General features: G+C 47.2%; 23 protein-coding genes and 1 pseudogene. 7 read left to right on the top strand and 17 right to left on the bottom strand.

Annotated elements, in window-relative coordinates; translation table 11 throughout:
• Nucleotides 1-221: 221 nt before the first annotated feature.
• Nucleotides 222-344, bottom strand: a complete 123-nt coding sequence (locus ACTHRH_RS11275; protein WP_366925988.1) for a DUF4367 domain-containing protein — start codon at nt 342-344, stop codon at nt 222-224.
• Between the two features lie 367 nt (nt 345-711).
• On the opposite strand from ACTHRH_RS11275, the gene ACTHRH_RS11270 reads away from it, so the two are divergent.
• The gene (locus ACTHRH_RS11270; protein ID WP_055109548.1) at nt 712-1,572 is read left to right on the top strand and encodes an AraC family transcriptional regulator; all 861 of its coding nucleotides are present in this window, start codon (nt 712-714) and stop codon (nt 1,570-1,572) included.
• 103 nt (nt 1,573-1,675) lie between these two features.
• The gene (locus ACTHRH_RS11265) at nt 1,676-2,077 is read left to right on the top strand and encodes a nuclear transport factor 2 family protein (protein ID WP_213412856.1); all 402 of its coding nucleotides are present in this window, start codon (nt 1,676-1,678) and stop codon (nt 2,075-2,077) included.
• Between the two features lie 220 nt (nt 2,078-2,297).
• Here ACTHRH_RS11265 and ACTHRH_RS11260 read toward each other — a convergent pair whose 3' ends face one another.
• Nucleotides 2,298-2,891 (bottom strand): TetR/AcrR family transcriptional regulator, encoded by a 594-nt coding sequence (locus ACTHRH_RS11260; protein ID WP_440415578.1) that lies wholly within the window; start codon nt 2,889-2,891, stop codon nt 2,298-2,300.
• Between the two features lie 88 nt (nt 2,892-2,979).
• On the opposite strand from ACTHRH_RS11260, the gene ACTHRH_RS11255 reads away from it, so the two are divergent.
• Both ACTHRH_RS11255 and ACTHRH_RS11250 read left to right on the top strand, forming a co-directional pair.
• Nucleotides 2,980-3,684 carry a GAP family protein gene (locus ACTHRH_RS11255; protein ID WP_440415576.1) on the top strand — a complete coding sequence of 235 codons (705 nt, stop codon included), beginning with the start codon at nt 2,980-2,982 and terminating at the stop codon, nt 3,682-3,684.
• Nucleotides 3,685-3,719: 35 nt separating this feature from the next.
• The gene (locus ACTHRH_RS11250; RefSeq protein WP_440415574.1) at nt 3,720-3,932 is read left to right on the top strand and encodes a hypothetical protein; all 213 of its coding nucleotides are present in this window, start codon (nt 3,720-3,722) and stop codon (nt 3,930-3,932) included.
• 106 nt (nt 3,933-4,038) lie between these two features.
• Here ACTHRH_RS11250 and ACTHRH_RS11245 read toward each other — a convergent pair whose 3' ends face one another.
• From ACTHRH_RS11245 to ACTHRH_RS11200, 10 genes are all read right to left on the bottom strand, one after another.
• Nucleotides 4,039-4,953, bottom strand: coding sequence for an NAD(P)/FAD-dependent oxidoreductase (locus tag ACTHRH_RS11245; RefSeq protein ID WP_213595452.1), 915 nt, complete (start codon nt 4,951-4,953; stop codon nt 4,039-4,041).
• Nucleotides 4,954-5,084: 131 nt separating this feature from the next.
• Nucleotides 5,085-5,273: a metal ABC transporter permease gene (locus tag ACTHRH_RS11240; protein WP_290370036.1), complete on the bottom strand. Its 189-nt coding sequence runs from the start codon at nt 5,271-5,273 to the stop codon at nt 5,085-5,087.
• A 178-nt stretch (nt 5,274-5,451) separates the two neighbouring features.
• Nucleotides 5,452-6,345, bottom strand: a complete 894-nt coding sequence (locus tag ACTHRH_RS11235) for a class I SAM-dependent methyltransferase (RefSeq protein ID WP_440415572.1) — start codon at nt 6,343-6,345, stop codon at nt 5,452-5,454.
• A gap of 70 nt (nt 6,346-6,415) precedes the next feature.
• A complete protein-coding gene (gene bchH / locus ACTHRH_RS11230; protein ID WP_440415570.1) occupies nt 6,416-10,114 on the bottom strand; it encodes a magnesium chelatase subunit H in 3,699 nt (1,232 codons plus the stop codon).
• 39 nt (nt 10,115-10,153) lie between these two features.
• Entirely contained in the window at nt 10,154-12,139 is a 1,986-nt protein-coding gene (locus ACTHRH_RS11225; protein ID WP_440415568.1) for a VWA domain-containing protein, read from the bottom strand.
• On the bottom strand, nt 12,129-13,067 hold the full coding sequence (locus tag ACTHRH_RS11220) for an ATP-binding protein (protein WP_213595444.1): 939 nt from the start codon (nt 13,065-13,067) through the stop codon (nt 12,129-12,131). Before ACTHRH_RS11220 ends, ACTHRH_RS11225 begins: the two co-directional genes overlap by 11 nt.
• Nucleotides 13,068-13,103: 36 nt before the next feature.
• The gene (locus ACTHRH_RS11215; RefSeq protein WP_213595442.1) at nt 13,104-13,931 is read right to left on the bottom strand and encodes an ABC transporter ATP-binding protein; all 828 of its coding nucleotides are present in this window, start codon (nt 13,929-13,931) and stop codon (nt 13,104-13,106) included.
• Nucleotides 13,928-14,929, bottom strand: coding sequence for a FecCD family ABC transporter permease (locus ACTHRH_RS11210; protein ID WP_341034373.1), 1,002 nt, complete (start codon nt 14,927-14,929; stop codon nt 13,928-13,930). Before ACTHRH_RS11210 ends, ACTHRH_RS11215 begins: the two co-directional genes overlap by 4 nt.
• Nucleotides 14,919-16,034 carry an ABC transporter substrate-binding protein gene (locus ACTHRH_RS11205; protein ID WP_341034374.1) on the bottom strand — a complete coding sequence of 372 codons (1,116 nt, stop codon included), beginning with the start codon at nt 16,032-16,034 and terminating at the stop codon, nt 14,919-14,921. The genes ACTHRH_RS11210 and ACTHRH_RS11205 overlap by 11 nt, the downstream gene beginning before the upstream one ends.
• A gap of 120 nt (nt 16,035-16,154) precedes the next feature.
• Nucleotides 16,155-16,607, bottom strand: coding sequence for a site-specific integrase (locus ACTHRH_RS11200; protein WP_074048690.1), 453 nt, complete (start codon nt 16,605-16,607; stop codon nt 16,155-16,157).
• Nucleotides 16,608-16,684: 77 nt separating this feature from the next.
• Between ACTHRH_RS11200 and ACTHRH_RS11195 the strand changes: the two genes are divergently transcribed.
• Nucleotides 16,685-17,050 carry a helix-turn-helix domain-containing protein gene (locus tag ACTHRH_RS11195; protein WP_440415564.1) on the top strand — a complete coding sequence of 122 codons (366 nt, stop codon included), beginning with the start codon at nt 16,685-16,687 and terminating at the stop codon, nt 17,048-17,050.
• 132 nt (nt 17,051-17,182) lie between these two features.
• Here the strand turns inward: ACTHRH_RS11195 and ACTHRH_RS11190 are convergent, their stop codons facing one another.
• The 5 genes and pseudogenes from ACTHRH_RS11190 to ACTHRH_RS11170 form a co-directional block, all read right to left on the bottom strand.
• Complete coding sequence (locus tag ACTHRH_RS11190) at nt 17,183-17,665, bottom strand: hypothetical protein (protein WP_095397593.1); 483 nt, start codon at nt 17,663-17,665, stop codon at nt 17,183-17,185.
• A 131-nt stretch (nt 17,666-17,796) separates the two neighbouring features.
• Nucleotides 17,797-18,735, bottom strand: a complete 939-nt coding sequence (locus ACTHRH_RS11185) for a VanZ family protein (protein WP_213595439.1) — start codon at nt 18,733-18,735, stop codon at nt 17,797-17,799.
• A gap of 529 nt (nt 18,736-19,264) precedes the next feature.
• A pseudogene (locus ACTHRH_RS11180) lies at nt 19,265-19,553 on the bottom strand (transposase); the annotation flags it as partial.
• 333 nt (nt 19,554-19,886) lie between these two features.
• A complete protein-coding gene (locus tag ACTHRH_RS11175; RefSeq protein ID WP_283927157.1) occupies nt 19,887-23,081 on the bottom strand; it encodes an FtsX-like permease family protein in 3,195 nt (1,064 codons plus the stop codon).
• On the bottom strand, nt 23,068-23,835 hold the full coding sequence (locus tag ACTHRH_RS11170) for an ABC transporter ATP-binding protein (protein ID WP_055109580.1): 768 nt from the start codon (nt 23,833-23,835) through the stop codon (nt 23,068-23,070). The genes ACTHRH_RS11175 and ACTHRH_RS11170 overlap by 14 nt, the downstream gene beginning before the upstream one ends.
• A 186-nt stretch (nt 23,836-24,021) precedes the next feature.
• Between ACTHRH_RS11170 and ACTHRH_RS11165 the strand changes: the two genes are divergently transcribed.
• Both ACTHRH_RS11165 and ACTHRH_RS11160 read left to right on the top strand, forming a co-directional pair.
• Nucleotides 24,022-24,693: a response regulator transcription factor gene (locus ACTHRH_RS11165; protein WP_055110401.1), complete on the top strand. Its 672-nt coding sequence runs from the start codon at nt 24,022-24,024 to the stop codon at nt 24,691-24,693.
• The gene (locus ACTHRH_RS11160; RefSeq protein WP_440415561.1) at nt 24,690-25,715 is read left to right on the top strand and encodes a sensor histidine kinase; all 1,026 of its coding nucleotides are present in this window, start codon (nt 24,690-24,692) and stop codon (nt 25,713-25,715) included. Before ACTHRH_RS11165 ends, ACTHRH_RS11160 begins: the two co-directional genes overlap by 4 nt.
• Nucleotides 25,716-25,775: the final 60 nt, after the last annotated feature.

The raw sequence follows: 25,775 nt of genomic DNA, 5'->3' as shown, positions 1-25,775 counted from the left end.
TTGCCCGTATCATGAAAATGATACTGGAGATGCTGGATGAGCAGATATTGACTACACTTCACGTCCTATTACCCTTTCAGACATTGGTGGAAAAGCTATATGGAAAAAAGGTCGTCTACACAATTTCACCATATATTATCACTTTGATTGTTTTTAGCTGCTCACAAAACTTCCCTATATCCAGGTCTCCTTCTACCGTAATCCAATGATTATAATCCAAGTCATTTCTCAATTTCAAAAGAATCGATGATTTTTTTCATCTCGGTGGATGGAACGTTTCCGGATATTGTGTAAAACAGATTGTCATGTACAAAGACTGCAATCTTTTCTGTAGTACTTTCCACAGAATATACCAATAGTCTCTCCTCCTTCGTATGCTTTAATAAAAGTAAAGTGATGGAATGACATTCTATATAATCATTAGTTTGTTCAAATAATCGCTGCAAATACTGGTCGGTGCCAGATGTACCCCTCCCCCATTCGCACCATTTGTATGATGAATCATCTTTACCTATGCTATAATCTTACTACAAGAATACATAAAAAGTGGGACTATGAAAGCATACTTATTGGATTGTTTAAGATCGGCGGCAGACACGATGATTCGATGTAACGTATGGACGTATTCGTTGAGAATCTGTCCCTACTGCGCATAAGATGACAGGACACTCAGATGACTTTACGTTAACTTTTAATCAAGGAGGGAGTCATATGGCATGGGTAGAATCGCTGCAGAAGGCAATTGACTATATGGAAGCGCATCTGTTGGAACCCATCACAATAGAAGACATTGCGAAGCAGGCACATGTCTCCGCCTTTCATTTTCAACGGCTTTTTATAATCTTGACTGATGTTTCGGTCAAAGAATATGTGCGAAGGCGGAGAATGACATTGGCTGCTCAGGAATTAGCCAGCAGCGATTGCAAGATTATCGACCTTGCCTATAAATATGGCTACGATACTCCTGAAGCTTTCGCAAAGGCTTTTCGCAAACAGCATGGTGTGACACCGAGTGAAGCACGAAAAGGATTGGGGAAGCTGCAATCTTATAATCGCTTGACCATCCAGGTGAATCTAAAAGGAGCTGAACCTATGAATTATCAATTGGTAGAACGCAAAGGATTCCAAATTGTGGGAGTGAAAGAACGGTTTAATTGTGACGGAGATCTCGGTCTGTCTCTGGATATCGGTCATTTTTGGACCAAGGTCGGAAAAAATGGTACCATTAACCGATTACTAGGTTTGAATAACGGCCAAATATCAGGTTTGATTGGAGCATCAGTAGATTACAGCAAAGAGGACAATGAGATTGAGTATTGGGTGGGCACTGAATACAAAGGAAACATACCTGATGGATTATCTAGTTATCAAATATCTGCCGAAAAATGGGCGATATTTGAAGCCGTGGGGCCCGTAGCCGATGTGGTACCGAAGACATGGAAAAAAATATATTCAGAGTGGTTTCCGTCTAATTCATATGAACATGGTGACGCACCGTCTTTGGAAGTATATAAAAGCCCTGACCCAACGAGCCCCGTAGCCAAAACCGAAATTTGGGTTCCGGTTAAATAGACAAAAATAGACCATTATCATTGATTTCACAACGAATATTCCAATAGATGCGCGACAATGACCCCGGTCATCTGTCGGGGTCATTTGAAAAAAGGAGGTAACGATGAATACTCATTCTGAGAACTTAACGGTAGAATGCGCCGAAAATTGTGGAAACTCACCTAAAAAAGAGTTGCTTAGAGATCTTAGTATCGCTTTTGTCAAAAATGAAATAAGCTTCTGTATGGATTGGATGACAGATGATGTGGTTTGGGAAATTGTTGGTGATAAATTAATTCGGGGAAAAGATGATTTTGAGAAAGCGTTACATCAAATGAAAAATTGTAAAGTTCAACAGTTTCGTATACAGAACATTATCACACATGGCAACACAGGATCTCTAAATGGAACTTTAATACTACACGATAAGCACAGAGTTGCTTTTTGCGATGTATATAACTTTCGAGGGTTTGGTAAAAATTCAAAAATTAAAGCAATCACCTCATATGTTATTAAAACATCTTGATTGTTAATAAGTTCGTACTAGAAGTCTTTATTTGGGACTCTATCGCTTTTCTATAAAGGAGCGATTGTGCAATAACAAGTTACATGGAGTGCGATATAAAATATATTAACAAGAGTGGATCATTATGGAACCTGTTTTATGGATAAGTGTATTTAGTTGTTTTGCGGCTGTCTTTGCTTTGTTTATTATCAAATTCATGTTTTAATAAATGAGAGCAATATTATTTATTGCAAAGTTCTTTTAAGTGGTGAGTAATAATTTGTTCCGTTTTTTCAATGGTGAATATATCCGGTCTTAATAGAGCATGTATGGATAAACCTTCAATGACTGCAGAAAGCCTTAATTTTTCGATTTCAATATCTATGTCTTTTTTTACATAGCCTGCCTTTATCAAGATTTCAAGCAGTGCCTCCATTAAAATGTATTCTCCTTCGATGAGTTCATCTTTTTTCGTGTTCAAAACTGCACTTGTAAGTGAACGAATGACGAAAACCAGCCATACGCCAGCTTCAGCTTGTTTATCCCGATCGACGGGAACCAATTCTAACAACGTTTCCTGTACCGCAATGAAAGGGTCTTGTGACCATGATTTATTCTTCGACCGTTCTTTCCCGCGAGCAAGAAAATAATCCATGATAAATAATAGTAACTCATCCTGGTTTGAGAAATAATGTCTCAATGCTCCGGTAGACATTCCAGCCTCAGATGCGATTCTGCGAATAGATGCTCGTTCAATGCCTTCCGTTTCGATAATTTTCCAAGCCGTTTCAGCAATGATCTTCCTTTTATGAACATGATCAACGATTTTTGGCACTTAAATCACCTCTTGCTTTTATTTCGCACACTGTGTTATTATCATTTTATCACAGTGTGCGAAATAAATAAATAAGGAGGATGTTGAGGTGCTTGAAATCATTGAATCATTAATTCCTACCAACATAGATTTCACAACAGCACTCCTCATTATTGTGCTCTGTGCTTTCATTGACATTTTAAGCCCCGGGGTATTGGCCATCACAGCTTATATCCTTCTAATACAAAGAGGAAAATTGGCATCGCGTTTGATGTTTTTTTTAATATCCACACAATTTTGCTATTTTATGATGGGTATCTTGGTTTACCTGGGAGTTGGGCAGATAATTGGTTTTATAGAAAGCATGTCCCGCAGTCAAATTTCAAGCTGGTTTTATACGATACTTGGCGCCATCCTTGTACTGATCAGCTTTTATAAGCCTAAGAAAAAAATGGAATCCCGATTTTTGGAATGGTTACCTGCGCAAGTGTCTATAAGAGCGATGATCATACTCGGAATTATTGTATTTGCGATTGAGTTTACCACAGCTTTACCGTATTTTTACTCGATATTATTAATGGATGGTTTAGCGTTTAACACGGGTTTGTCCATAATCATTTTAATTGGCTATAACGTGATTATGGTGCTTCCTTCAATTTTACTCTTGATCGTGTTTATACTATATAAAAATTGGATAATGAATAAGCTTGAACAACTGCGAACAAAAATAGTAAAAGCTCCGTTGTCTTCTGTATTAGTCGGAGCAGCAGTTATTGGAGCGATTTTGTTCAATATTGGAATCAGGGGAATTTAACTTGATATTCTTTATTAAAAAGGAGATGTAGCGTTATGAAAGAGATTGCAAGCGGTGCAAGTCTGCTTCTATTGATTCAAGGAGTTGGAGGTATCATTAACCGATTGGCAGGCGGGGGACCGAGTTGGTTTCTCGTCAATTACATCGAGGCATTGCAAGGATATGAAATTATTGCCAGTATAATTTTAGTGATATTGGGAGCAATTATTGGTGTGGGTTCTCTTAAAATAAAGGATAAAGTTGACTAACCTATTATGTCTTGAAGACCTCATAGTTATTCCTCACCCTTGAAGTTTATTCTATGAGCATGATACTTGGGTGAGGAAGGCTCGTAAAGTGTTCATGGTTATTCAATCAAACGTTGCTCTTCCGCCATTCTTCTTGATTTAATTCCCCGTTTATTGCAGCTGCGGATACAGCACCTGAAGCAGCTGCAACAATAGATTGGTGTAAGTGTGTAGTTGCATCCCCTGCTGCATAAACACCAGGTACACTAGTTTTTCCAAACTCATCGACTTCAATGATTCCAGTATCCAACATCCGGCAACCAAGGGCAACTGGCAAATCCGATCCAAGTTCCAATTCCGGCTTGAAGAAAATCCCTGTGCACGAAATTTCCGTCCCATCCTCAAGCTTGATATGGCTTACCATGCCTTGATTTGATTGGATTAAATGTATTGGTGCATTAAATACCGGGATATTATGTGCGCGCAATTCTTCACGTTCTGCTTCACTCAATTCATCGGGACCATTTGTACAAACTACTAACTGCTTCGACCATCCAGAAAGCAATGGGACAAAATGCATTAATGTCGCTCCTCTGTTTATGACAACTAATTGCTGATCCCTTAGTTCCCAGCCATCACAATACGGGCATACAAACGCACTCTTACCATAGACCTCTGCCAACCCTGGTATGCCAAGATCACGATCCTTCATTCCGATAGCAAACAGCAGTTTACTAGCGGCTATCTTCACCCCCGAAACAGTTTCCAACAAAAATTGTCCATCTTCCCCTTCTATCAACCTGACGATATCTTCCAGATGTGAAACCGATGGATAAGTGCGAAGCTGTTCTTTCGCAATTTTTCGAAAGTCATGTGGGCTAACGCCATCACGTGTTAAAAAGCCATGAGCCTCTCTAGTCACTGCATTACGCGGTTGGCCCTCATCAATAATCAATGTCTTCTTTCTAGCACGTCCTAGTACAAGTCCAGCACTTAAACCTGCAGGACCTCCTCCAATAATAACAACATCAACTTCCTTCATGATTAACTCCCTCCCACTTCGTTTAACTTTCCATACGAGATGTGATTACTCAGTATATAATGCATGGGCTTATTTTCAAAATGGCAAATCTACGGCGTAAACTCGATTTGTCATTTTCTGCATATTTCATTCTAGACTTGACTTTTATTAAATAGTCTATCCAATTTCAAGTAATCTAACATGTACTTTGCAAGTGTTATGACTGAAAAAATCAACATTAAAATTAATGTGATGGAAGCGCCGGGTGGTGTACCCAATTCATAAGAAGCGACTAAACCACTTAACATGCCAACAAGCGCAATGACCATTCCATTTAATATGATAAGTGTTGTTTTTCAAAGGCAAACACAATCAAAGTACACGCCTCTTTCTTCATCCGCCTGAATATCATGCCCATCTGGATCAAAAATTCCCGCACTTCCGGAACCGCCATTGTTTCGTACAACGCGTCCCTTATGCGGGAACTCATCTGATGTAGGCGCTTTGGTTGATTCATCCTCATGAATAATTAAACATGCTTTGCTCTTCTAACTGAATGAGCACTTTGCCGAAGCGCCCTCCTTGTTTGATTGGGATCGTTTTTCCAGGATAAGTTTGATCCAGATAATCTTCAATGATGGCCTGCGTATTCTCATCTACTGGATAATTGTAAAAGTTAAGCCAATGTAAAACCTCTTGAATGGCTTCCGCACGAGACACTTCCCTAGCTTTCATTTCTCGTGTGACGAGTGAATGAAAGGCGTACCCTTTTAGATAAAGCAGCTGTAGCAAATACATCATCTCGGAGTTTTGATGCTTGTTGTATGAATGGTTTAACAGCGGTAATATTTCAAGGGTGAGGCTGTGTTCTTTAGGACCTGCCGCTAGGCTGATATAACAAAATTTTCGAGCGCAGCTGATCACTTTCTCCACCATCTCCCAGTCTGTGATCGCCGGGCACATTGACACAAAGACAAAATCAAAAGCTTGGTTCCAGCCTAATGTCTTCGTATCCATATCTTCAAAGGCTGCGCGCACGATCTTTACCTTACCGTCGGCCCATTTTTGATTGTTGTGCTCCAATAGTTCTGTGAACGGAAGCGACGGCTCAACGGCGGTCACATCTGCTCCTCTTTGCGCAAAGGGAATAGAAAATATTCCAGAGGCCGCTCCGATGTCGAGGACAGAGGCGCCATTAAAATTTACGCCTTGATTTTCCAACCAGCCGATAATACGTGCTGACCGTCTTCTTCCTTCATCGTTGAACGATTGCTCATTGTAGTTTTGGGCCGCGATGGCGCCAAAAGTGAATCTCGGCTCGATCCCTGCTGATTTCATCAAGTTTACACCTGTCGTTTGGTCGTCCTTCCAAGCTTGTTCCCAAGCAGCTTCGTTGCGTAACATTTCGATCATCTAGCTTAACACCTCATTTCTTAATGAATGTAAAATGTAAATGGATTTCAGCTTATTCCTCAAGCTGTTCTCATTCCCCTTCCAACTCTCCTTCAAGCTCTAGGTATTTCTGCCGCAGCTGATGCAGAACTTGTTCATCCGGTGTCCAGTATCCTCGCTGCTCGCTTTCCAGCAATGTTTCGATCATCGCATGGTAAGCCCAACGGTTGTTGTCCTGCAGCTTCCGGCTAAGTGCTTCATCAGCCATATAGACGTCATGCAGACGATCGAATACCCAAGGTTCTACTTTTCCAGTCGTGGCTGCAAGTCCCAGTACATACTCGAATCGGCTGGCCATTTCCTTTGCGCCATGATAAGGATGCTTCAAGAGATCGTTGATCCATTTCGGGTTCGTTAAGCGAGTCCTTACTCCGCGTGCAATCGCATGTTCGGCAGATTCTGTCTTGATTTGCTCCCCTGTCGTATCCGTAATATGAATGTCTGCTTTACGACCTTTCATCACTTCCACAGACTTTGCCAAGCCGCCAAAATACTCATAATAGTGGTCCGAATCCGTTACTTCCCATTCATGACTGCTGCGAATTTGCGACACAATATCCACCTCCAGCATATGTGACCGGTACAATTCCGGCTCCGCCTGTCCTCGCGCTAGTGCGCTGTATACATGCTGCTGGCTGTCCGTGTATGCCGCTCCGAGCTCAGACTCCTCGTTCCATAGCTTCGTCTCGATCATCCGCGTCACCGTCGTGCCATACTCTCCTTCTGCCGGGCCGAAGATGCGGGCGCAAGCTAAGTCATGCGCTTGACTTGCCTCATATCCAGCAGCAAGCAGCTCCTCCTCCATGCTTCGTGTATGAGCCTTGAACCAATTGAGCTCATCAGGTTCATCCAGCTCCGAAACCTTGCGGAATAGGTCATGTAATTCTTCCAGCAAATTCGGAAACAAATCGCGAAAAACCCCAGTAATATGCACCATGACGTTCAAGCGCGGTCGGCCTAATTCCGCAAGCGGGATCACTTCATATTCTGTACGGAACGTTCCGACTCCCCCGCCAATGCGAACCCCCATATAATGCAGGATTTGCCCGATGGTTTCCCCTTGTGTGCGCGACGTCTCAATCCCCCAGAGGATGACCGCCGTCGTGTGCGGGTAGTCCCCGTGCTGCTCGCGATATTGCTGTATGGAGTTTTCGGCGACAATCGCCCCCCGTTCAGCAGCTGTACGGCTGGGCACTAAGCGGGGATCGAATTGGTACAGATTGCGTCCGGTCGGCAATATTTCAGGTGTTCGCAGCACGTCACCAGCGAGCTTAGCTGGAACGTACCGGCCTTCCAACGCCCGCATCAGCCCTTCTGCTTCCTCATTTTGCAATGATCTTAGGTAAGCTTCGTAACCGTACTCGAGCGAAGCTTCCAACTGCTTAAGCCAATCTGGATGTTCACTCTTATACATGTCCGGGATTGCCTTGTTTGACACATAAGCGGTCACTAACGCATTCGCTTCCTCATCGAGCTGGCGCAGCAAGCTCACATGCTTGCCCGAAGTTAGCGCATCCGCCCGAACGCCTTGACGTTCAGCGAGCAGTCCGCGAATTGAGCGAATATTTCCCCGCTCGTGGCGAAGCACGAATTGCATATGGTTCAAAGCGACTTCAGGAGAATAGCTGTCGCCAAGCACATGCAGTCCACTAGGGATGAGCGAACGCTGCATGCGATAGAGCTCCTCCTCCATGTGTTCTACGGTCTCCGCGGAGAAGTCAAGCGACTTCGCTACCGCCTGCAGCTCTTGTAGAATCGCCTCACATCGTTCCGGCGCGAGCTGCTTCGCTTCACGATATTCGTGCAGCAAGGCTTCCAGCTCACGCCATTCGCCATACAGCTCAGCTTCTGTAAAGGGCGGAGCCTGATAGCCGATCAATACGGCATGGCTGCGCCGCTTGGCGATCATCGCTTCGGACGGATTCCCTACGTGATAGTAGTACAAATTGGGCAAATCCCCGAGCAAATCGTCCGGTACACAGTCCCCAGACAGAGCGGCCTCTTTCCCCCGCTGAAACTCTAAGGTGCCGTGTGTCCCGATATGGACGATGGCATCCGCTTGAAACTGTTCACGAATCCATTGATAAAACGCAGTATATTGATGCGTAGGTAGTAACGAACGGTCATGCAGCGACTTCTCTGGATCCTCATGGATACCGCGTGAAGGTTGCAGGCCGATAAACACTTGGCCGATCATTAAGCCGGGTATGAGAAAGGAGCCGTTGTCCGTCATGATGTCACCAGGCGGCTGACCCCAGCGGCTTATCGCTTCTTCTCCCCAAGAACGTCTGGATAGCTTCTGTGTGAAATGGGGATCCGCATAACGGATCAACTGACTCGAAGCTTGAGGATCAGACCATTTTGCGGAATTGACTAGACCGCCCTCTAAAAATCTGGCACGCAGCTCCGCCGCTGACAGTTCCTCGGTATGATATCCTTGCTGCTTCAGCCAGCTCAATAAACGTGCTATCGATTCGAATGTATCCAAGAAGGAACCGCCGAACACCGTTCCTTCGCCTGGCGGATAATTGTAGCCAATGAGCGCCAGCTTCTTCTCTGCATTGGGCTTGCTCCGCAGAGCAAGCCAGCGGCGGATGCGATCTGTCAAGCGTTTCGTCCGTTCAGGGATAAGTGCAAGCCGCTTTAGCGGAACGTTTAGCTCGGCGTCTTCTCCGTCTTCCTGCAGTGCCGCTATCGGAAACATCTCCACGCTCCCGTCAAGCTCCGGCAGCATGACCTGAACGAGCAGCAAAGATGGCTCAAGTCCACTCGCAGACTGTCTCCATTCTTGTTCCGTTCTACTGTTCAACAATAGCGGATGCAGCATCGGCACATCGAGCTGTTCCAGCATCTGCACAGCCCCGTCTTGATTTCCTCCGCCGGGACCAATCCCAAGTCGGAAAGGCAGCAGGTTCACGATAAGGTCGACTTGGTGACCTTCGCCAAGTAGCAACTCGTGCAGACGGTCGAGTGGAATGTTCATCACTGAAGGAAACGCGATCGGCATGACGTTCACGAAAGCCTCCAATTGTTCCTTAAGCTGCGCAATACATTCCGCAGTATCGAGCGGATTGCTATTCCCAAGATATAAAATCGCGACATTCGGCCGACCTTCGTCGTAGCGATTGCTTTGCCGGTAGCTGGCTGCAGACGAGTAAACCGTGCGACTGCTCGGCTCCATAATCGTTAACTCCCGAACATATACCGGCTCCTTAGGCTCCGGCAACAGATGGCAGCCGCCGTATTCACGGCCTGCCAGACAAAGCAGTCCGAGCATATTCGCTGTGCCTCCGCCCCGCCAATATTCGGTAAATCGAACGTAGTGTTCATAATCCGCATTACCCTCATCCATTCCTTCTAGCGACAAGGACGTTGCCGCCTGTGTATGCCCTTCTTGTCTAGGCAAATTTGCAAAGGTCAGACTGCCTAGCCTGAGTAGCGAAGCGATCTCAGCGGAGTTGCCGCCAAGCGGAACGATATGAGCCGTCCCTTTGCTTAGCAGGCTACTCAACCATTCGACAACGTCCTGGCGGACGCCATGTGCATCGAAGATGACCAGGTCAGCTCCAACAAGCGTGGCTTCCACGTCCTCAAGCTCGTCGATCTTCCGACTCCCTAAATCGATGATGGTCAGATGCAGCTGTTTTTTCTGATTTTGATCAAGCAATTGATATGCTTCAGACAAATGCGACAACGTCGTTTCCCCGTTTGTGAGTATGGATAGCTTCAACGCGCCATCCTCCTTTCCGTAATCCATAAATCATTATTTTTAGATCAACGTCCGTACAGCTCGTTCGATACTCCCAGCCTCCAATTGTTCTAACCGGTAATACCGCGCTTGCATCGCTTCCGCCAGCTTGCGGGCATAGCCGAATCGTACTACACCATCCTCTGTATCGATCACAAGTGTGCGTATGCCAGCCGCTGCGATGCGTTGTGCAGCTTGCAGGCTTTCCTGCCATGGATCACCTGCCGCTTCTGCGCTGACGTTCGCCTTTCCATCGGTCATGACGATCATCGCGGGGATGAGTCCACTTCTTCTATTTAACAAAGGGCGGATCGCCATAAGTCCCTTTTCCAGTCCAATACCTAGCGGAGTTTTCCCGCCAGCTGGCAGCGTCCTCAATTTGCGTTCCGCGAGCTCTACACTGCGTGTCAACCCGAGCAGCAATTCAGCTTGTTGATCGCGAAAGGCAATCAAGCCCACATGGTCACGCTGCCGGTACGCATCACGAAGTAAAGACAATACCGCACCTTTGACAGCCTTCATTCTCTTATTTGCATTCATCGAACCGCTGGCATCGACGACGAATAGCAAAGCAGTTCCTGTCTTGTTTTCCCTAACCTTCACACGCACATCACTCGGCTCAATCCATAGCTTTAAGTTCGTGTTATATGAACTTGATTGTTGCTTACGTATCCGCTGAAAGGGAGCCGCCATACGAAGCGTGGCATCAAACGCAATGTCTCTTAGAGGGCCGCGTGGCATCGCAGCCCGCACATATCGACCGTTTACCGTTCCTACTGACGCTTGATTTCGTTTCCCAGTTTGCGCTTGTTTCATTGGATGCGGCGAGGTAAAGACGAATGGCTGCACAGCGATTTCCCGTCCAACGGCTTCCACTACAGCCCGCGCCTCTGAGGAAAGAGATTGTCTACTATCGGCTTCGCCGTTGTGGTCGCCCCCAAGTTGTGCAGGCGAAGCGAATTGTGACCGGTCAACTTGCTCGCCGTTTGTCGCATTATTCTCCTCTTCCGCTTGGCTTTCCGTATCGCGATGCGATCCTGATGATGGATGATCGCCATTCGAATCATGCTTCGTTTGCTCTTGATCCGGCAAGTCTCCAGGCGACTTCCCTCGCGACACTTCCGGTTGAGATGCTGCACGCATCCGGTGCGGCAGCACAAAGCCCGCCGCTTCTTGCAGATGTTCCTGTGTCGTCTCGCTAAGACCCTCCCAAGCTGTGATCGTACGGACCGCTTCGATCAGCAGGATGTCCGCGCGGTGTCCCAGACAGCCAGCTTCCTCAGCGATTTCGGCAGCCAAACGTAGCAGCTCTCCATCAATATGTACAGCAGGCAGCCGAGTCCTAGCCGCTGCGATACGTGCTCTCAATTCCTTCGTTTCCGATTCATAAGCTAGGCGAAACGACTCAGGATCTTGTTCGAAGGCGAGCAAGCGGCTTGCGATTTCCGTTCGCTCCGCAAGGTCCGCCGAGGTTTCCAGTCGCACATATAGCCCGCAGCGATCAAACATCGCCGGCAGCGGCTTCCTATCGTCCGGACTCATAGCTGCGAACAGGCGGAATGCTGCACTGTCAAGGCCACTTCTTCGCTCAGAGCTCTTGCGGACATGCCCATGCGCGGGCTCGCCCGCCACATTGTCGCCAGCAGTCAGGACCGCTTTCATTAACCTTTCGGGCATGATATGCGCATTGTCTACCGTGACGATGTGCCCATCCGCAGCTGCAAGCAAGCCGGGTACAAACGTTCGTTTGCCGCTGCGGACAGCAGCTGCCATATCCCAGTCGCCCCAAAGCCGTTCCTCATCCACGTTCAAAGGAATGTTAATGACGTTAAGTTCCGGCAGAAGCTCTGTAACACCATGGATGAGCGTGGACTTCGCCGTTCCTGGTGGGCCTGCCAGCAGCACCCCCTTTAATCCCGGATTTACAGCATGAAGCAGCAGCGCCTTTTGCGCACGTTCTTGACCGACTACAGCACAGAACGGATACAAGTGAGGCTTAACTTGCATGGGTGACCTCGGACAGAAGGTCGCCGAGCAGCTCGCGTATCGTCTCGTGGTCATATGCTCCCTCTTCGAACGGCCGCTTGCGCATGCGATGCGGCATCACCATCATCGCCGCTTCTACCATATCGTCTGCCGCGATCTGCGTTCTTCCCTGGAATGCAGCCATCGCCATGGCGGTTTTCATTAACATGATATCCGCACGATGTCCGTCTACCTTCAGCCGAATGCCGACTGCGGCGGTCCATTTCAGTAACTCCTCGGACGGTTTGATCTGCTCGAGCAGCTGACGCGCTCGTTCTATCCGTTCCCGAAGCTCTAGTTGTTGCGGCTCATAACGTCTTCGGAATTCGTCTGGATCTGCTTCGAATGCTAGGCGCCGGCGAATGACCTCCATTCGGCTCTCCACATCTCGTTCCCCATTCACCTCTACTGAAAGCGCGAAGCGATCCAGCAGCTGCGGCCGCAGCTCCCCTTCCTCCGGGTTCATCGTACCGATCAAGATAAAGCGGCTCGGATGCGAGTAGGAGACGCCTTCTCGCTCAACGGTGTTCACCCCCATGGCTGCTGCGTCGAGCAGCGCATCGACGATCGCATCATCGAGTAGATTGATTTCATCCACGTACAAAATATGTCCATGCGCCTTCGCTAACAGTCCCGGCTCGAACTTTTTCTCTCCTTCTCGAATCGCATGCTCGATATCCAATGTGCCGACGACGCGATCCTCCGTAGCATGTACGGGCAAATTCACGACGCTCAGCTCCGGCATTAAGTCCGCGATTGCGCGTACGGCCGTCGATTTGGCTGTGCCTTTCTCCCCGCGGATCAAGATGCCGCCGAGCTTCCGATTGACAAGATTAAGCAGCAGCCCTTTGCGCATCAAGTTCTGTCCGACGATTGCCGCGAATGGATATACGTCTGCTTTCCCCTCCATGTTGATCCTCTCCTTTGTAAATGTTTTAGACATTCGTTATTTGACTGCTGCGATTGCGGGTTGAGCTGAGAAATCCACCGCTTCAAGCAGCCCTTCGATATGGCAATGCATGCGACCGCTTCGATCATCCCTTCCCACGCTCGCTCTTACACCAAATACATCGCGCAACATGCGATCGGTGATGACTTGCTCCGGCGACCCGCTGGCATACATTCCGCCTGCACGCATCACCAACAATTCATCGGAGCAAGCTGCAGCATGGTTGAGGTCATGCAGGACCATGACGATCGTGATGCCATATTTGCGATTTAAGTTATGGACTAGCTCCATAACCTCCCACTGGTGATTGACATCGAGATAGGTCGTCGGTTCATCTAATAAGATGAGCCCCGATTGCTGTGCCAAGGTCATGGCAATCCATACGCGTTGCCGTTCTCCGCCGGATAAGTTAGACAGCTTTCGCTCCGCAAAGGGAAGCGTTCCGGTCTGAGCCATGGCCCATTCGACAATCTCCTCGTCTTCCTTGCGCTTTGCGCCCCATACAGGCTGATGAGGAAAACGTCCGTAACTGACCAGCGAACGCACGGACACGTCCGGCAGAGATGCCTGACTTTGCTGAAGCATTGCCATATGTCGTGCTAACTGCCGACGGGGATAACTATCGAGCAGTCTGCCTTGCAGAAGCACCTTTCCTTGCGCAGGCTTTAATTGTCCGGCGCAAGTTTTGAGCAAAGTGCTTTTGCCGCTGCCATTCGGACCGATAATGCTGTAAATTTTTCCGGCCTCCACCTGCCAATTCAGCGAATCCAGCACCGTACGGTTGTGAAGCCTCACGGACACGTCTTCCAAGCGTAACAACGTCATCGCGCTTCCCTCCTTAGCAAATATAGAAAGAACGGCGCACCCAAAGCTCCCATCATAATGCCGACCGGCAGCTCCAAAGGAGCAAACATCAAGCGGGCGAGTGTATCGCAAAAGGTCACGACGGCCGCTCCAAGCAGCACGGATGCAGGAAGTAAGAACCGATAATCACTGCCGATCAGCAAGCGGGCTGAATGCGGAACGATCAGACCGACGAAGCCGAGCAGGCCGACGACGCTGACCGCGCTTGCGGCAAGCAAGGTAGCGAGCGCCGTCAGGAAGAAGCGAGCTGCTTCCACCGACAAGCCGAGGCCGCGTGCATTGGAATCACCAAGGGCAAGTATATTCAAATGTGAACTGCCAATGAACGCCAGGCTCATGCCAATGAGCGAATAAGGCAGAATGATTTCAAGCTCTGGCCAGCTTTTGGCGGACAAGCCGCCAACCATAAACACGAGGGCACCGTTCACCCGATCGCTAAAGAAAATTAACAATGCGGAGATGCCGGAGCCGAGAAAGGCGGACACGGCCACGCCTGCAAGTATGAGGCGCACCGGCTGTACACCGTCCTTCCAGGCAAGCAAATAAATGATGGCAGCAGCTCCGGAAGCGCCAAGAAAAGCGATTGGTGTCAGCATCGACCATAGATGAGGAAATAAAATGAGAACGATGATGCCGAATAATCCTGCTCCAGATGACACGCCGATGATGTGCGGATCTGCCAGCGAGTTCCGCATCACGCCTTGCAAGAGCGCACCGGACAGTGCCAGATTAGCTCCAACGAGCATGCCCACTAACGTTCGAGGCAGCCGAATGTTCCACACAATTTCCTTCATTGGACCGTCATAACCGTGAAAGACATATAACCAAATCTCTGACAACGAAATGCGGACTGCTCCGGTACCGATGCTGAATCCAGTAGCGAGGATTGCCGCAGCCGTCAAAGCGACAATGACAAGAATGCCTTTGGACATCGGAATACGGAAAGCATTAATGACCATTCTCATATGTATCCGGATAAACAAGCTTAGCCAAATATTCGACTGATTCACTTAATCGAAATCCCGGGTTTGAGAGAAACCGATCAGACGGCAAGATGACCATACGGTTTTCCTTCACAGCACGCAGCGATGTCCATGCAGGTTGGCTGGCCAGATCGGATTGAATTTTCTTCTCCCCATCTTCTCGCGCCCCGTGGATCAGAATAAAAACATAATCCGGATTTAGCTCGACGATTTTTTCCAGACTAAATGGTGCAGTCGACGGACTGTCGCTTGCTGCTTCCCATGTTTCCGCCAAATTGTTCATATGCAGCATAGTTGCGACCTCGATTCCGACGGTATCTTGCCGCTGCACAGAAAGGCTGTTAGGGGTCACGTTCAGCATGATGAAAGTTGGTGCATCACTGGCCGGTACCCGGGCAGTCCATTCACGAATTTCCTGATCCAAATCGGCAAGTGCTTCCCTAGCTTTGTTTTCCGTCCCAGAGAGCTGACCGAACAACACCGCTTTTTGTTGCAAATCTGCATATGTACTCAGATTGAACAGGGCGAACGGCACGTTACTCGCATCCAAAATCGCCGTTAACTCACGGTGAAACACCACAGAGCCGATCACGAGATCAGGCTTTAAAGCAAGTAGCTTCTCCGTATTGACGGTCGTCATTCCCCCGACTTCTTCGATTCGCTCCGCCTCATCCGGCACCGTTCCACCCGGTGATGTGGCGTGGGCAATGGCGTGACCGTCAACCGAATAAAGCAAATCCAATAGCTGCGGCGATAGGACGATGATGCGCTGTGGTTGCTCAGGCAGCCGAATCTCCCTTCCAGTGTCGTCTTCGAACGTGAGAAACGACTCCCTTTCCTCCGCATCATGAACAGATACAGGTCTAGACTCCGCTGACGGCGATAACTCCAATGCATCACGATTATTGTCGCTCGCAGGATTGGACGGCGCTGCACAACCGGATACGAACATAACTCCTGCTAGCAGTCCTCCGCTCCATTGGCGAAGTAAATTTTGCCGCTTGTATGCATGCATCACTTTGAACCTCCTGTCTTTTGATTCATACAACACTTCACTCAAAATGATGTTAATCGTAATCATTACGATTAACTCATGCATATTGTAACAGCGACTACTTTTATATGTCAACCACTTCGTAATGTTTACTATTAATTTTTTGAAAATCAAAAGGACTTGACGGTTACAAAGGTTCCACAAGGTTTAGGTGGGAGGATGGCAAATATGCTGTAACGCCACCTCTATCGATGCCCCACCCTTTAATGCGTAGCTTGCAAATACATGACGGAATGTATGGCTAGTAAAATCAATTAATTCGTTGTTCTTATCTCGGATATTATGCTGTTTAATCCATGGTCGCAAATGATTCTTATTCCAATTTGAATGCGAAGCCAATCCAACCGGGTAGCCTTTTTTGCTTCTATTTCTTGACAGGAACAAATATGGAAGCCCTGATTCCTTTTGTAACGGCACTGCATATTCTTTGATTTTATCCAATGCGTATACTACTAGTTGATTCGCTGGCTTTGAAACCTCTACTGGTTCGGGACTCAACTTTCCAGTTGAATAAATTAGCATCGTATCGCCGCCTACTTGCTTGATTGAGGCGCTATAAATAGTGATCAACTCACTAATACGCAGTCCCAATTGAGTCAATATATTTAACTTATAATGTTATGTATTTTTCCGATTGAAACACTTACCCTTAGGATAAGCAGGGAGGTTGTAAATCGATGTCTGATTTAAAAAAACTGATCGGTGAAAAAATTCGTAGCATACGTAATAAAAAAAATCTGACCTTACTTCAATTAAGCCAAATAACAGGGCAACAAACCTCATATTTAACCGAAGTTGAACTTGGAAAAAGAAATCTATCCATTGATTCATTGGAAAAAATCATGGACGCTCTTAACATAAAGCCAGGAAATCTTTTAGATTTTCGAGAAATCGATCCAGATTCTCAGGAATTTGAGACCAGAACTGTCCTTGAGGTCCACTATCAATTTCTATTAGGGAAGAAGAGCGAAGATGTAAAGATGATCCATAAGATAACAACGGAGATTTTCAAATCAATAGATGCCGCAGCGAGGTCTGAATAGCCATTTTTTATCGCCATTAACACAAAAAGAGCGTTTTCTTTTTTACACGGGATTTCGCTCTTGTATTTTCTTTAACTGTACCTGCCAATAATCGCTTCAATAATTTGTAAGTTTTAAGAGCTGACAGTATCCCTATGCAACGCTTAGCCATGTTTTAATTTGGTCTAATGTTGCCTCACTTTTGGCTTGGTTGTAAATATATTCAATCATGTCGTGCTTTTTCTGGATACGGTAGTGATGTAACCCATCGTTTAAACTTCCTTGGCTGTCATACTGGTAATATAACGTAGAAAACATGAGCAGGGTCAAGTAACGATCAATCGCCTGAGTAGATCGAACCTGGTAACGATCCATGGCCGGTTGTACTTTCGCAGTTCGAAAATACGTTTCAATGTCCCAACGTTTGCTGTAATAGCATAGAATCTCTTCATTGCTCAGTGAAATATCCGTGCTCAGAAAGGCCTTCATCAGCTTAGATTCAAAGCCATCTCCCTCTTTCCAACATAGGAGCAGGGCGGCATTTTCCAAGAGATTGAGCTTCCCTTCATAGCGATATACTCGGTAAGCGGAGGAGCCGATCGTTCTCCAGACCTTCAGCTCCTTTAAAATACCCAATTGGACAACCAACCAGCCTAGGTTATAACCAGGTTTCTGAAAATCCCGATCTCAAAAGTAAAAAAAGCGCTTGAAAACCCAAACGCTAGGTGTTATTCATGATAAAATGGCGGCGAAATCCCTTTAAGCACTTAGTTCCAGAAATACTGCATCCGCGTATACCCGACATCCCATGCTTTCATGTCGCCCTTAATCGTGATCTTCAGCTCATCCCCCGGCTCAAGCGGAATCTTGAATAGCGAAGGGAACAGATCAGGATGAGTACGCTGAAGTTCTCCAGAATTGCTCATGATCTCCCTGTCATCCCGAGTAACACTGATACTACCGGAATAATCCGTTGGTTCGGGGCATCCGTAATCGAAGGAGAAAATCGTCTGTCCCTCAGACTTGTACGTGAACGTTCTGGAATCTCCGCCTTCAGCGCCATATAGGTTATAGCGGAGCGGTATCTTCTGTCCGTTGATTTGAATACTGTCCGGTTTGTCTCCGGTGGATGAATTGCCCGAGTTATCCGCCCATTCAGTGATCGCCACAAACGGACCCTCTACTTTAGTTGTTATTTTGTCTACCGCCGCCCCTAATCCCCATAAAGCTATAAAAAGAACCATACCCGATATAGCCGTTGCCACCAGATTGCGCCCGAGGCTCCGGTAACGGAAACCAAGCTTGTACGCCCCAAAACCGAGGGCTGCTCCCATCGAATTCTGAAGAGCGTCGTTGATATCGAAGCTGCCCAGGAATGTAAGGGCCTGGATCGTTTCCAGCACAAGAATCGCGATGAAGAATAAGATGATGAACCGGACAAAGCTGACCCGGTATAGCCATGGAATCAATATACCGAAAGGAATAAACGCAATAGTGTTCCCGAAAGCCACCATACTCATTAGGTTGGGATGCAGGAGATCAGCTGGAGACGGCAAACTAATAAAGTTCTCCGGCATGAAAATAAAGGTGTAGCTGGAAATTTGCTCCGAAGCCTCTCCTCTGCCGAAAGCGAAGAACATAAAATAAAGTACAATAATGGTATAGACAATAGTTGCGGTTAGTAAAATTTTGCGTTGTTTGACCATGCTTAACTCCTCCACTCTATTTTTCCACTTGTCACTATAACCTACTTACCTGTTTCATGAACCCCCCACCCCTTAGCTTGATTAACTTTACTTGCCCAAATTCAGTTCTATGAAATGTAAAAAGAGACTCCCTTGACTCTCTGCGTAAAATAGAAATAACACCAATCACTCCACGCAGAGGAGAAGATGATTTGTCTCATACGTTTATCACAACAAAATCATTGGAACAATCGGTCGGAACAATGGAAACTTCCGCTCCCCTGCATGATACACGCCGCTCATGCTTACTTGATGCATTGACCGGTGATCCGACTTATAGACGTCCGCATTACACATAAGAGCTAAGCATCGCAGGACATGTAGATTCCAAGGCAATATCTTCACCCAGCGATTGGTTTCTGAAGTATTTGGCGAGTCATGAATGTGATAGGTCAGTCTTCCGCAAATCATGTTCCAGATTTATTGTGTTATTCGCTTTTGCTTCATCCAGCAGGGCGGCCATTAGCTTCTAGTATTCTTGGTAAGTCTGACCGACCTCTCGGCTTACTTTCAGCAAATTTTGAAGCAAGAAACGCCGGAATCCCCGGTTGTTCTTCATTTCACCGAATTACACTTTCCACCTCGATCATGCGCCGGACAGAAAGTTCACGACCTTCCTCGCTCTGGAGTTTTTCGCGTGCTTTAGCCTTTTAGCCAAGATAAGTCATTTCTCACTTTAATCTCGCGATTCCCTTGCGCTTTGCTGCAACGCTCCTTAAGTGGGCAACCTTCGAGTCTGCACATCGGTAGTAACGCACTTGTATTCCATACACGCTTTCATTTTATTGTATGCTCTCGCTCAGAAATGAAGCGCGCATGGGCTTGATGGCGGTAGGCGGCTCATTCAGATTACAAAGGTGCAAGGGAGTGGGGTATGGGTGGAGGAGTTTACGTCCGCCCTTTGAACGTCGTGTTGTACTCTTCTAACCTTTTCCAAGAACACAACGTTCAAGAGCGGCCAGAACTCGTTCCCCCTCCCGACAACTGCAAGATTATAAAAGAGGGATCTGTCCCTAGTCATTTATGACTTTGAGACAGCCCCTTAAAATTAGAGTAGTAACCCGTAGTGCTTGATTTTACAACTTTTCCTCTAGATGGTTCAGTTATGACCGTTATTCCAACACCTCCACATTCGCATAAGGAGATTTTGATGACTCTAACAGGGGCTGCGACACCCCTTTCAGATGCATGTCGAAAAACGCGGTAATGTAATCGCGTTGTGCCGCAAGCGCCTGTTCCGGCTCGACGATTCCAACACTCCCCTGGACGACTTGAGGAGAAAGGCTCAGCTTACTGCTTATTTGCGGCAGCAGATATTGTTGATCGGTGAACGTATAATGCGCCCCGTTCGGTATCGCTACATCTAGTTTCCACCCGCTCGACTCGTTCCAGAACGATGCCCTATCCTCCGCCGTGAGATGGGAATCCACCTCTCCCTCGTCGGTAAAACCAGCATTCATTAGTAAAAACGGGCGGTCAAGTCCATGCTGAGCAACCGGAAGCAGGTGGTTGGGTAAATAGCCCATCGAGCCATCCATATCGATACCGGCGCCGATTCGCTCATCTTCATACATCGCTTGGGCAGCCGTTGCGCCGCCAGCAGAATGACCAAAAATGCCGATTCTAGATAAGTCCAGTGCAAGGTCCAACCCTTCAGGCAGCTCACGTTTCGCATGATCCGGATTGTTCCCTTCCTTGAGCGCCTCCAGTCGATCCAGTACAAACCGGACATCATCAACCCTGACGCTCATCATTTTCAGTACCGTATCCGCCCCGAAATCAGGCAATTGCTCGGTCTCTATTCTCCCTTCGGGAAACTCGACGACCGTTGTCTCATATGTGTGGTCAATGGTCACAACGACATAGCCATTACTGGCCAATTCCTGAACGTTAATCGTACCTAGACTTCTCGGAACAGATCCGCCCGGAGAATATATGATGACAGGCCAGCCCTTCTCTCCGTGCTCTGCGGGTGCGTTCAGCGAAGCATGAACGCCGATGTTGGATAGATCGATTCGGCCGGGCTCTACTCCGATTGTCGGCATGACGGTTTCGTCGTAAAATGCAGCTGCGTTTGGCGGTATATATTTGGCTTTCTGGCCAACCTCCCGGGTGGCCGGGTACCAGATGCTGATCATAAGCTCCCGCTTTCGATCCTTTACCCAAGGATCGGCTCGGTCGATATCTGTCAAGTGGAGCTCCGTCACGCCCACTGGCATCTCGCCAGTCGGCTCAGGTAACGTGATGTGAATCCGTTCACCGGTATGCGGTTCGTCGTATTGTACTGGCGGTTCCGCCAAGATGAACAGGCTAACGGCCGCAACCATTACGGCTGCTGAGGCGAACATGGCGAACCTAACCTTACGAGCAGACTCCCCGTTGATAAACTTTATGATAGAATTTACTGTGATCATGTAATATGTCATATAGATCACCATAAACAATCCAACGCAAACCAATATTGGAAGCAGGAGATTTATACCACCCATTCCTCCGAAGAGCTTCCGCAGCCAGTTAAAGATAATCAAATAATGACCGAGGCCGACCAACAGCGGCAACAAGAAGATCAGTGCGTTCTGTTTCAGGATCGTAGCGGCGATTTCCTTGTGGCTCACGCCGATTTTTTTCAATATCTCATAGCGAGAACGATCGTTCGTCGCCTCCGTCAACTGTTTAAAGTATAGGATACTGCCCGTTGCGAGAAGGAACATCACACCCAAAAACCCTAGAATGAAAACATTGAAAGCTGCATTCTCGATGCCGAGGCGATACACGGAATAATAGGTCGACAGCTTCATTTCTGATGTCTGTATAGCTGCAAGCGCATCAGCGGTCGCCTTCGTATTCTTCTGGTCCTGAACGATGTAACCAACATATTGCTCGGTAGGAACTTGCGCTTCCAGCATGCGAAATGTATCGTCCGCAACGACGACCATAATATCCGGATAATGCCAATTGAGAACACGTTCAATCGTCATGCCTGCAAATGCTAAATTAACGTTCCCATTAGGCAAATCCAGGGTGATGGTTTCTCCTGCATAATCCGCCCATTCGTAATCGGTATACATGGGGCGAATCGCGATCACTTGATCTGATTCGTTCAGCGTTAACCGGTCAAGACTCAGTGCCTCCGCTACGCGATTATATTCGCTGGCCGATATCACTTTCACCGGATGCTCGGCTGCCTTGCGCTCACGATCAGACAAGATTTCGTCACTTGACGCTTCGCCGCTCAGATGGATGACCGGAATCGACATCTTGGCTTTCACGGGATGTGCATTGTCGCCACGTATGATCTCCTCGATCTTTTGATCGACTTCGTCATCCTGCGCTATATGCATGTAACTGAAAGGTGCCGTTACACGTGCCGTGTGCTCGTAAGCGTAGTAAGTGCTGAAACCGAAACTGAAGGCGCATAATGCGATAGCGGACAAGATGGAAATGACGCTTAGCGTACGTGCATTCCCTTTCATTCGGTACACCAGGTTGGAAATCATGATTAGGTTCATGCCCTTGTAATAATGGGACTTCCGCCTCTTGGCGTATTTCAGCAGGTAAATAACGAGCGATGAAAAAAGCAAGAAAGTTCCTGCGATGATGCCGACGGTCATGACGCCCAGGTTCGTAAAGATCTGTTCATTATTTTCAAAATTCCGAAGTCCAAATCCGTAGCCGACGATGAGCAACGCGACCGCGGCGGCAGCGGGAACGATCGACGCCCTCGGTTCCTGCTCCCCTTCCTGCTCTGCGCGGAACAATTCGATAAGCTTGAATCGATAGACCAATCGATAAGCTTGTATAGAAGTTATTGTAATTAGTATAAGAAATATAACCACAGTGGTAAGCACCGCAGGAAGGGAGAACGTGATTCCGACATCGACAGCTACTCCCAATAAGCGCATTAAAATCATGGCAAACAGCTTCGACAATAGCGTACCGGCCACAATGCCGAGAACCAGGACGCCGGCTCCAATTATCATATTTTCATAGAACAGCATCCGGCCGATTGTTTTTTTTGGAAAACCTAATAAAGCATATAGCCCGGCTTCTTTTTTTCGTTTGTGGGTAAAAAATTGGCCAGAGTACATCATAAAGACGGATACAAACAATACCAGGATGATTGATCCAACCATGAACACAGATTGCATGCTATCTGAAGATTCGACAGCCTCGACTACCTGCGTACTATATTGTAGTGAAGCAAAGACATAAAATATGGCGACGCTTGCGAACATGGAAAATAAATATATGAAATAGTTGCGAAGATTACCTTTTATATTTTTCTTGGCCAACTCAAATAACGTCATCCGTACGCCCTCCAAGCACCGTCAACACATCCAGTATCTTTTTAAAGAATGCTTGTCGCGGTGTCGTTCCTTTGACGATCTCGGCAAAAATGACACCGTCTTTTAGAAAGAGAACTCGACTGCAGTAGCTTGCCGCTAATGCATCATGAGTCACCATCAGAATGGTCGCATGCTCTTGTTCGTTCAGTTCATTTAGCGCCTCTAGCAGGCTGGCCGCAGCTCTAGAATCCAGCGCTCCCGTCGGTTCGTCGGCCAGAATCAGTCGCGGACGCGTCACAATGGCACGGCAGGCAGCAGTTCGCTGTTTCTGACCTCCGGAGATTTGGTAAGGGTATTTTTCTAGAATATGCTTGATGTTAAATCGTTCCGCAATGGCAGACACTCTGTTCTCCAATTCGTCGACCGATATACCGGACAACGCGAGGGGGAGCAGAATGTTTTCCTTGACCGTCAACGTATCCAGCAAATTATAGTCTTGAAAAATGAATCCTAGCTTGGATCGCCGAAAAGCCGATAACTGCGCCTCGTTCATTTGAAGAACGTTTTCCCCGTCGATCACGATGCTGCCGGAGGTCGGTTCATCGATGGTGGCGGCCATATGAAGCAGTGTTGTCTTCCCGGAGCCCGATGGCCCCATAATGCCGACAAATTCTCCTTCGCCTATGCACATATCGATCCCGTGAAGCACCGGCACGACGTTCCCTTTATTCCCATAACTTTTCGTTAACGCTTTTATTTCAATAACCGTTTCCACTGTATCTTTCCTCCCTGCTTTCCCTTTTTCAATTTCCATCGTACCATGCCGGTGACTAGTTATCCTTACGCTGAACTTACGTTTTTCTACTGGCGAGCTTACATTTTTGTCACGGTACTAGTTGCAGTAGTGTTAGCCGAATTAAGATATAATAGGATTAAGGATATGGAGGCGTATGGAATGAAGATGAAGATAATGATCGTAGAAGACGACCCGACTATTCGGGGGTTAATCGGCGAGACCGTCGGGAAGTGGGGATACGAATCCGTATTGTGTGACGAGTTCAACAGGATTCAAGACATGTTCCTTCAGACCGAACCGCACCTCGTGTTAATGGATATTAATTTACCCATATTCGATGGATATTATTGGTGCAGCCGAATTCGGGAATTGTCTAACGTGCCGATTATTTTTCTCTCCTCACGGGATTCGCCGATGGATATGGTTATGGCGATGAATATGGGCGGTGACGATTATATCCAGAAGCCGTTCTACGACGAAGTACTTATCGCTAAGATTAAAGCATTGTTGCGTAGAACTTACTCTTATGCCGAAACGCCAGTCAACATAATCGAGCACGAAGGCGTCCTGCTGAACCTAGGTGATCGGAAGCTTACTTCCGGCGATCGATCGATTGAACTGACAAAGAACGAATTCGTCATCGTACGGCTATTGTTGCAGAATAAGGGCCATATCGTAAGCCGGGACAAAATCATGCGCTGCCTATGGGAGGACGAAAGTTTCGTCGACGACAATACGCTGACCGTGAACATGACCCGAATCCGAAAGAAATTGGATGAGATTGGACGTTATGGGTTCATTACGACGATCAAGGGAGAAGGTTATATAATCAAATGAGCTTTCTACATTATTTGGACGATAAACGTTATTTTCTGATCTTCTTTGCTGGAATGCTATCCTTCGTTGCTTTGATGATGTTCGTAAGCACCGAGGGAACGTATCGTGTTGGAGACATAATGTATACTCTATCCGGATGCGTGTTGTTGGCCGCGGTATACGTGGTCGGAGGCTATTTGCGCTGGAGAACCCGCAACAGGATATTACATGACCTGGTAAACAACAGATGGGGCGAACTAACCGTAGCTTTGCCCGAACCTCTAACATATGAACAGCGTCAGTATACGGCACTGATCAAGAAGCTCTACAGCAATAAGCTTGAGGCCATCGGAAGGCTTCAAGACGAGAAAAAAGATTTTCATGATTTTATTGTTTCCTGGATTCATGAGGTCAAGCTGCCGATTACGGCATGTACCCTGCTGTTTAGAAATGCGTCAGGTAAGTCGGTAGAGGAGCTGATCCATGTATTCGAAGATGAATTGTTCAAAATCGACCATTATGTCGAGCAAGCCCTGTTTTACGCAAGAATTGATTCCTTTTCCAAGGATTACTTGATCGCGGAAGTCTCTCTAAACCGAATCGTGCGAAACAGTGTGAGAAAGTACGCAAAAATGTTTGTAGCCAAGCGAGTTCATTTTACAATGTGGGAAAAAGAGGAATGGGTGCATACCGATGCTAAGTGGCTCGGATATATCGTAGATCAGATCATGTCGAATGCCTTGAAATATGTCGGTGACAGCGGAAGCATCGTTTGCTCTTTCGAGGCAGATAACGAAGAGAAGAGGCTTTCCATAAGGGATACGGGTATTGGTATTAAAGCTGAAGATATTGGTCGTATTTTCGAGAAGGGGTTTACGGGCGCTAACGGAAGGCAACTTGCAAAATCGACAGGATTGGGGTTATATCTCGCTAACCGCATGGCCGTCAAACTCGGACACCGATTGTCCGTCCAATCGGAAGAGGGAAGCTATACGACACTTACGCTTCACTTCCCTAACTCGAACCATTTATATGAAATGTGATTTATACTTTCAACTGCCGTCACGCCTTCAGCTCGGTTAAGTATCACCAGGGATGGGGAT

This window comes from Paenibacillus sp. SAFN-117, assembly GCF_051966115.1.
Taxonomy (GTDB): Bacteria; Bacillota; Bacilli; order Paenibacillales; family NBRC-103111; genus Paenibacillus_L; species Paenibacillus_L residui.
This window is presented reverse-complemented; position numbering and strand designations above follow the sequence as displayed.

Excerpts from the sequence above, each read along its gene's own strand:
- ACTHRH_RS11195 (WP_440415564.1), top strand. The coding sequence starts at position 16,685 with ATGTCTGATTTAAAAAAACTGATCGGTGAAAAAATTCGTAGCATACGT.
- ACTHRH_RS11220 (WP_213595444.1), bottom strand. The coding sequence starts at position 13,067 with ATGGAGGGGAAAGCAGACGTATATCCATTCGCGGCAATCGTCGGACAG.
- ACTHRH_RS11250 (WP_440415574.1), top strand. The coding sequence starts at position 3,720 with ATGAAAGAGATTGCAAGCGGTGCAAGTCTGCTTCTATTGATTCAAGGA.
- ACTHRH_RS11165 (WP_055110401.1), top strand. The coding sequence starts at position 24,022 with ATGAAGATAATGATCGTAGAAGACGACCCGACTATTCGGGGGTTAATC.
- ACTHRH_RS11210 (WP_341034373.1), bottom strand. The coding sequence starts at position 14,929 with ATGGTCATTAATGCTTTCCGTATTCCGATGTCCAAAGGCATTCTTGTC.
- ACTHRH_RS11185 (WP_213595439.1), bottom strand. The coding sequence starts at position 18,735 with ATGGTCAAACAACGCAAAATTTTACTAACCGCAACTATTGTCTATACC.
- ACTHRH_RS11270 (WP_055109548.1), top strand. The coding sequence starts at position 712 with ATGGCATGGGTAGAATCGCTGCAGAAGGCAATTGACTATATGGAAGCG.
- ACTHRH_RS11265 (WP_213412856.1), top strand. The coding sequence starts at position 1,676 with ATGAATACTCATTCTGAGAACTTAACGGTAGAATGCGCCGAAAATTGT.
- ACTHRH_RS11175 (WP_283927157.1), bottom strand. The coding sequence starts at position 23,081 with ATGACGTTATTTGAGTTGGCCAAGAAAAATATAAAAGGTAATCTTCGC.
- ACTHRH_RS11160 (WP_440415561.1), top strand. The coding sequence starts at position 24,690 with ATGAGCTTTCTACATTATTTGGACGATAAACGTTATTTTCTGATCTTC.
- ACTHRH_RS11225 (WP_440415568.1), bottom strand. The coding sequence starts at position 12,139 with ATGCAAGTTAAGCCTCACTTGTATCCGTTCTGTGCTGTAGTCGGTCAA.
- ACTHRH_RS11205 (WP_341034374.1), bottom strand. The coding sequence starts at position 16,034 with ATGATTACGATTAACATCATTTTGAGTGAAGTGTTGTATGAATCAAAA.
- ACTHRH_RS11215 (WP_213595442.1), bottom strand. The coding sequence starts at position 13,931 with ATGACGTTGTTACGCTTGGAAGACGTGTCCGTGAGGCTTCACAACCGT.
- ACTHRH_RS11245 (WP_213595452.1), bottom strand. The coding sequence starts at position 4,953 with ATGAAGGAAGTTGATGTTGTTATTATTGGAGGAGGTCCTGCAGGTTTA.
- ACTHRH_RS11235 (WP_440415572.1), bottom strand. The coding sequence starts at position 6,345 with ATGATCGAAATGTTACGCAACGAAGCTGCTTGGGAACAAGCTTGGAAG.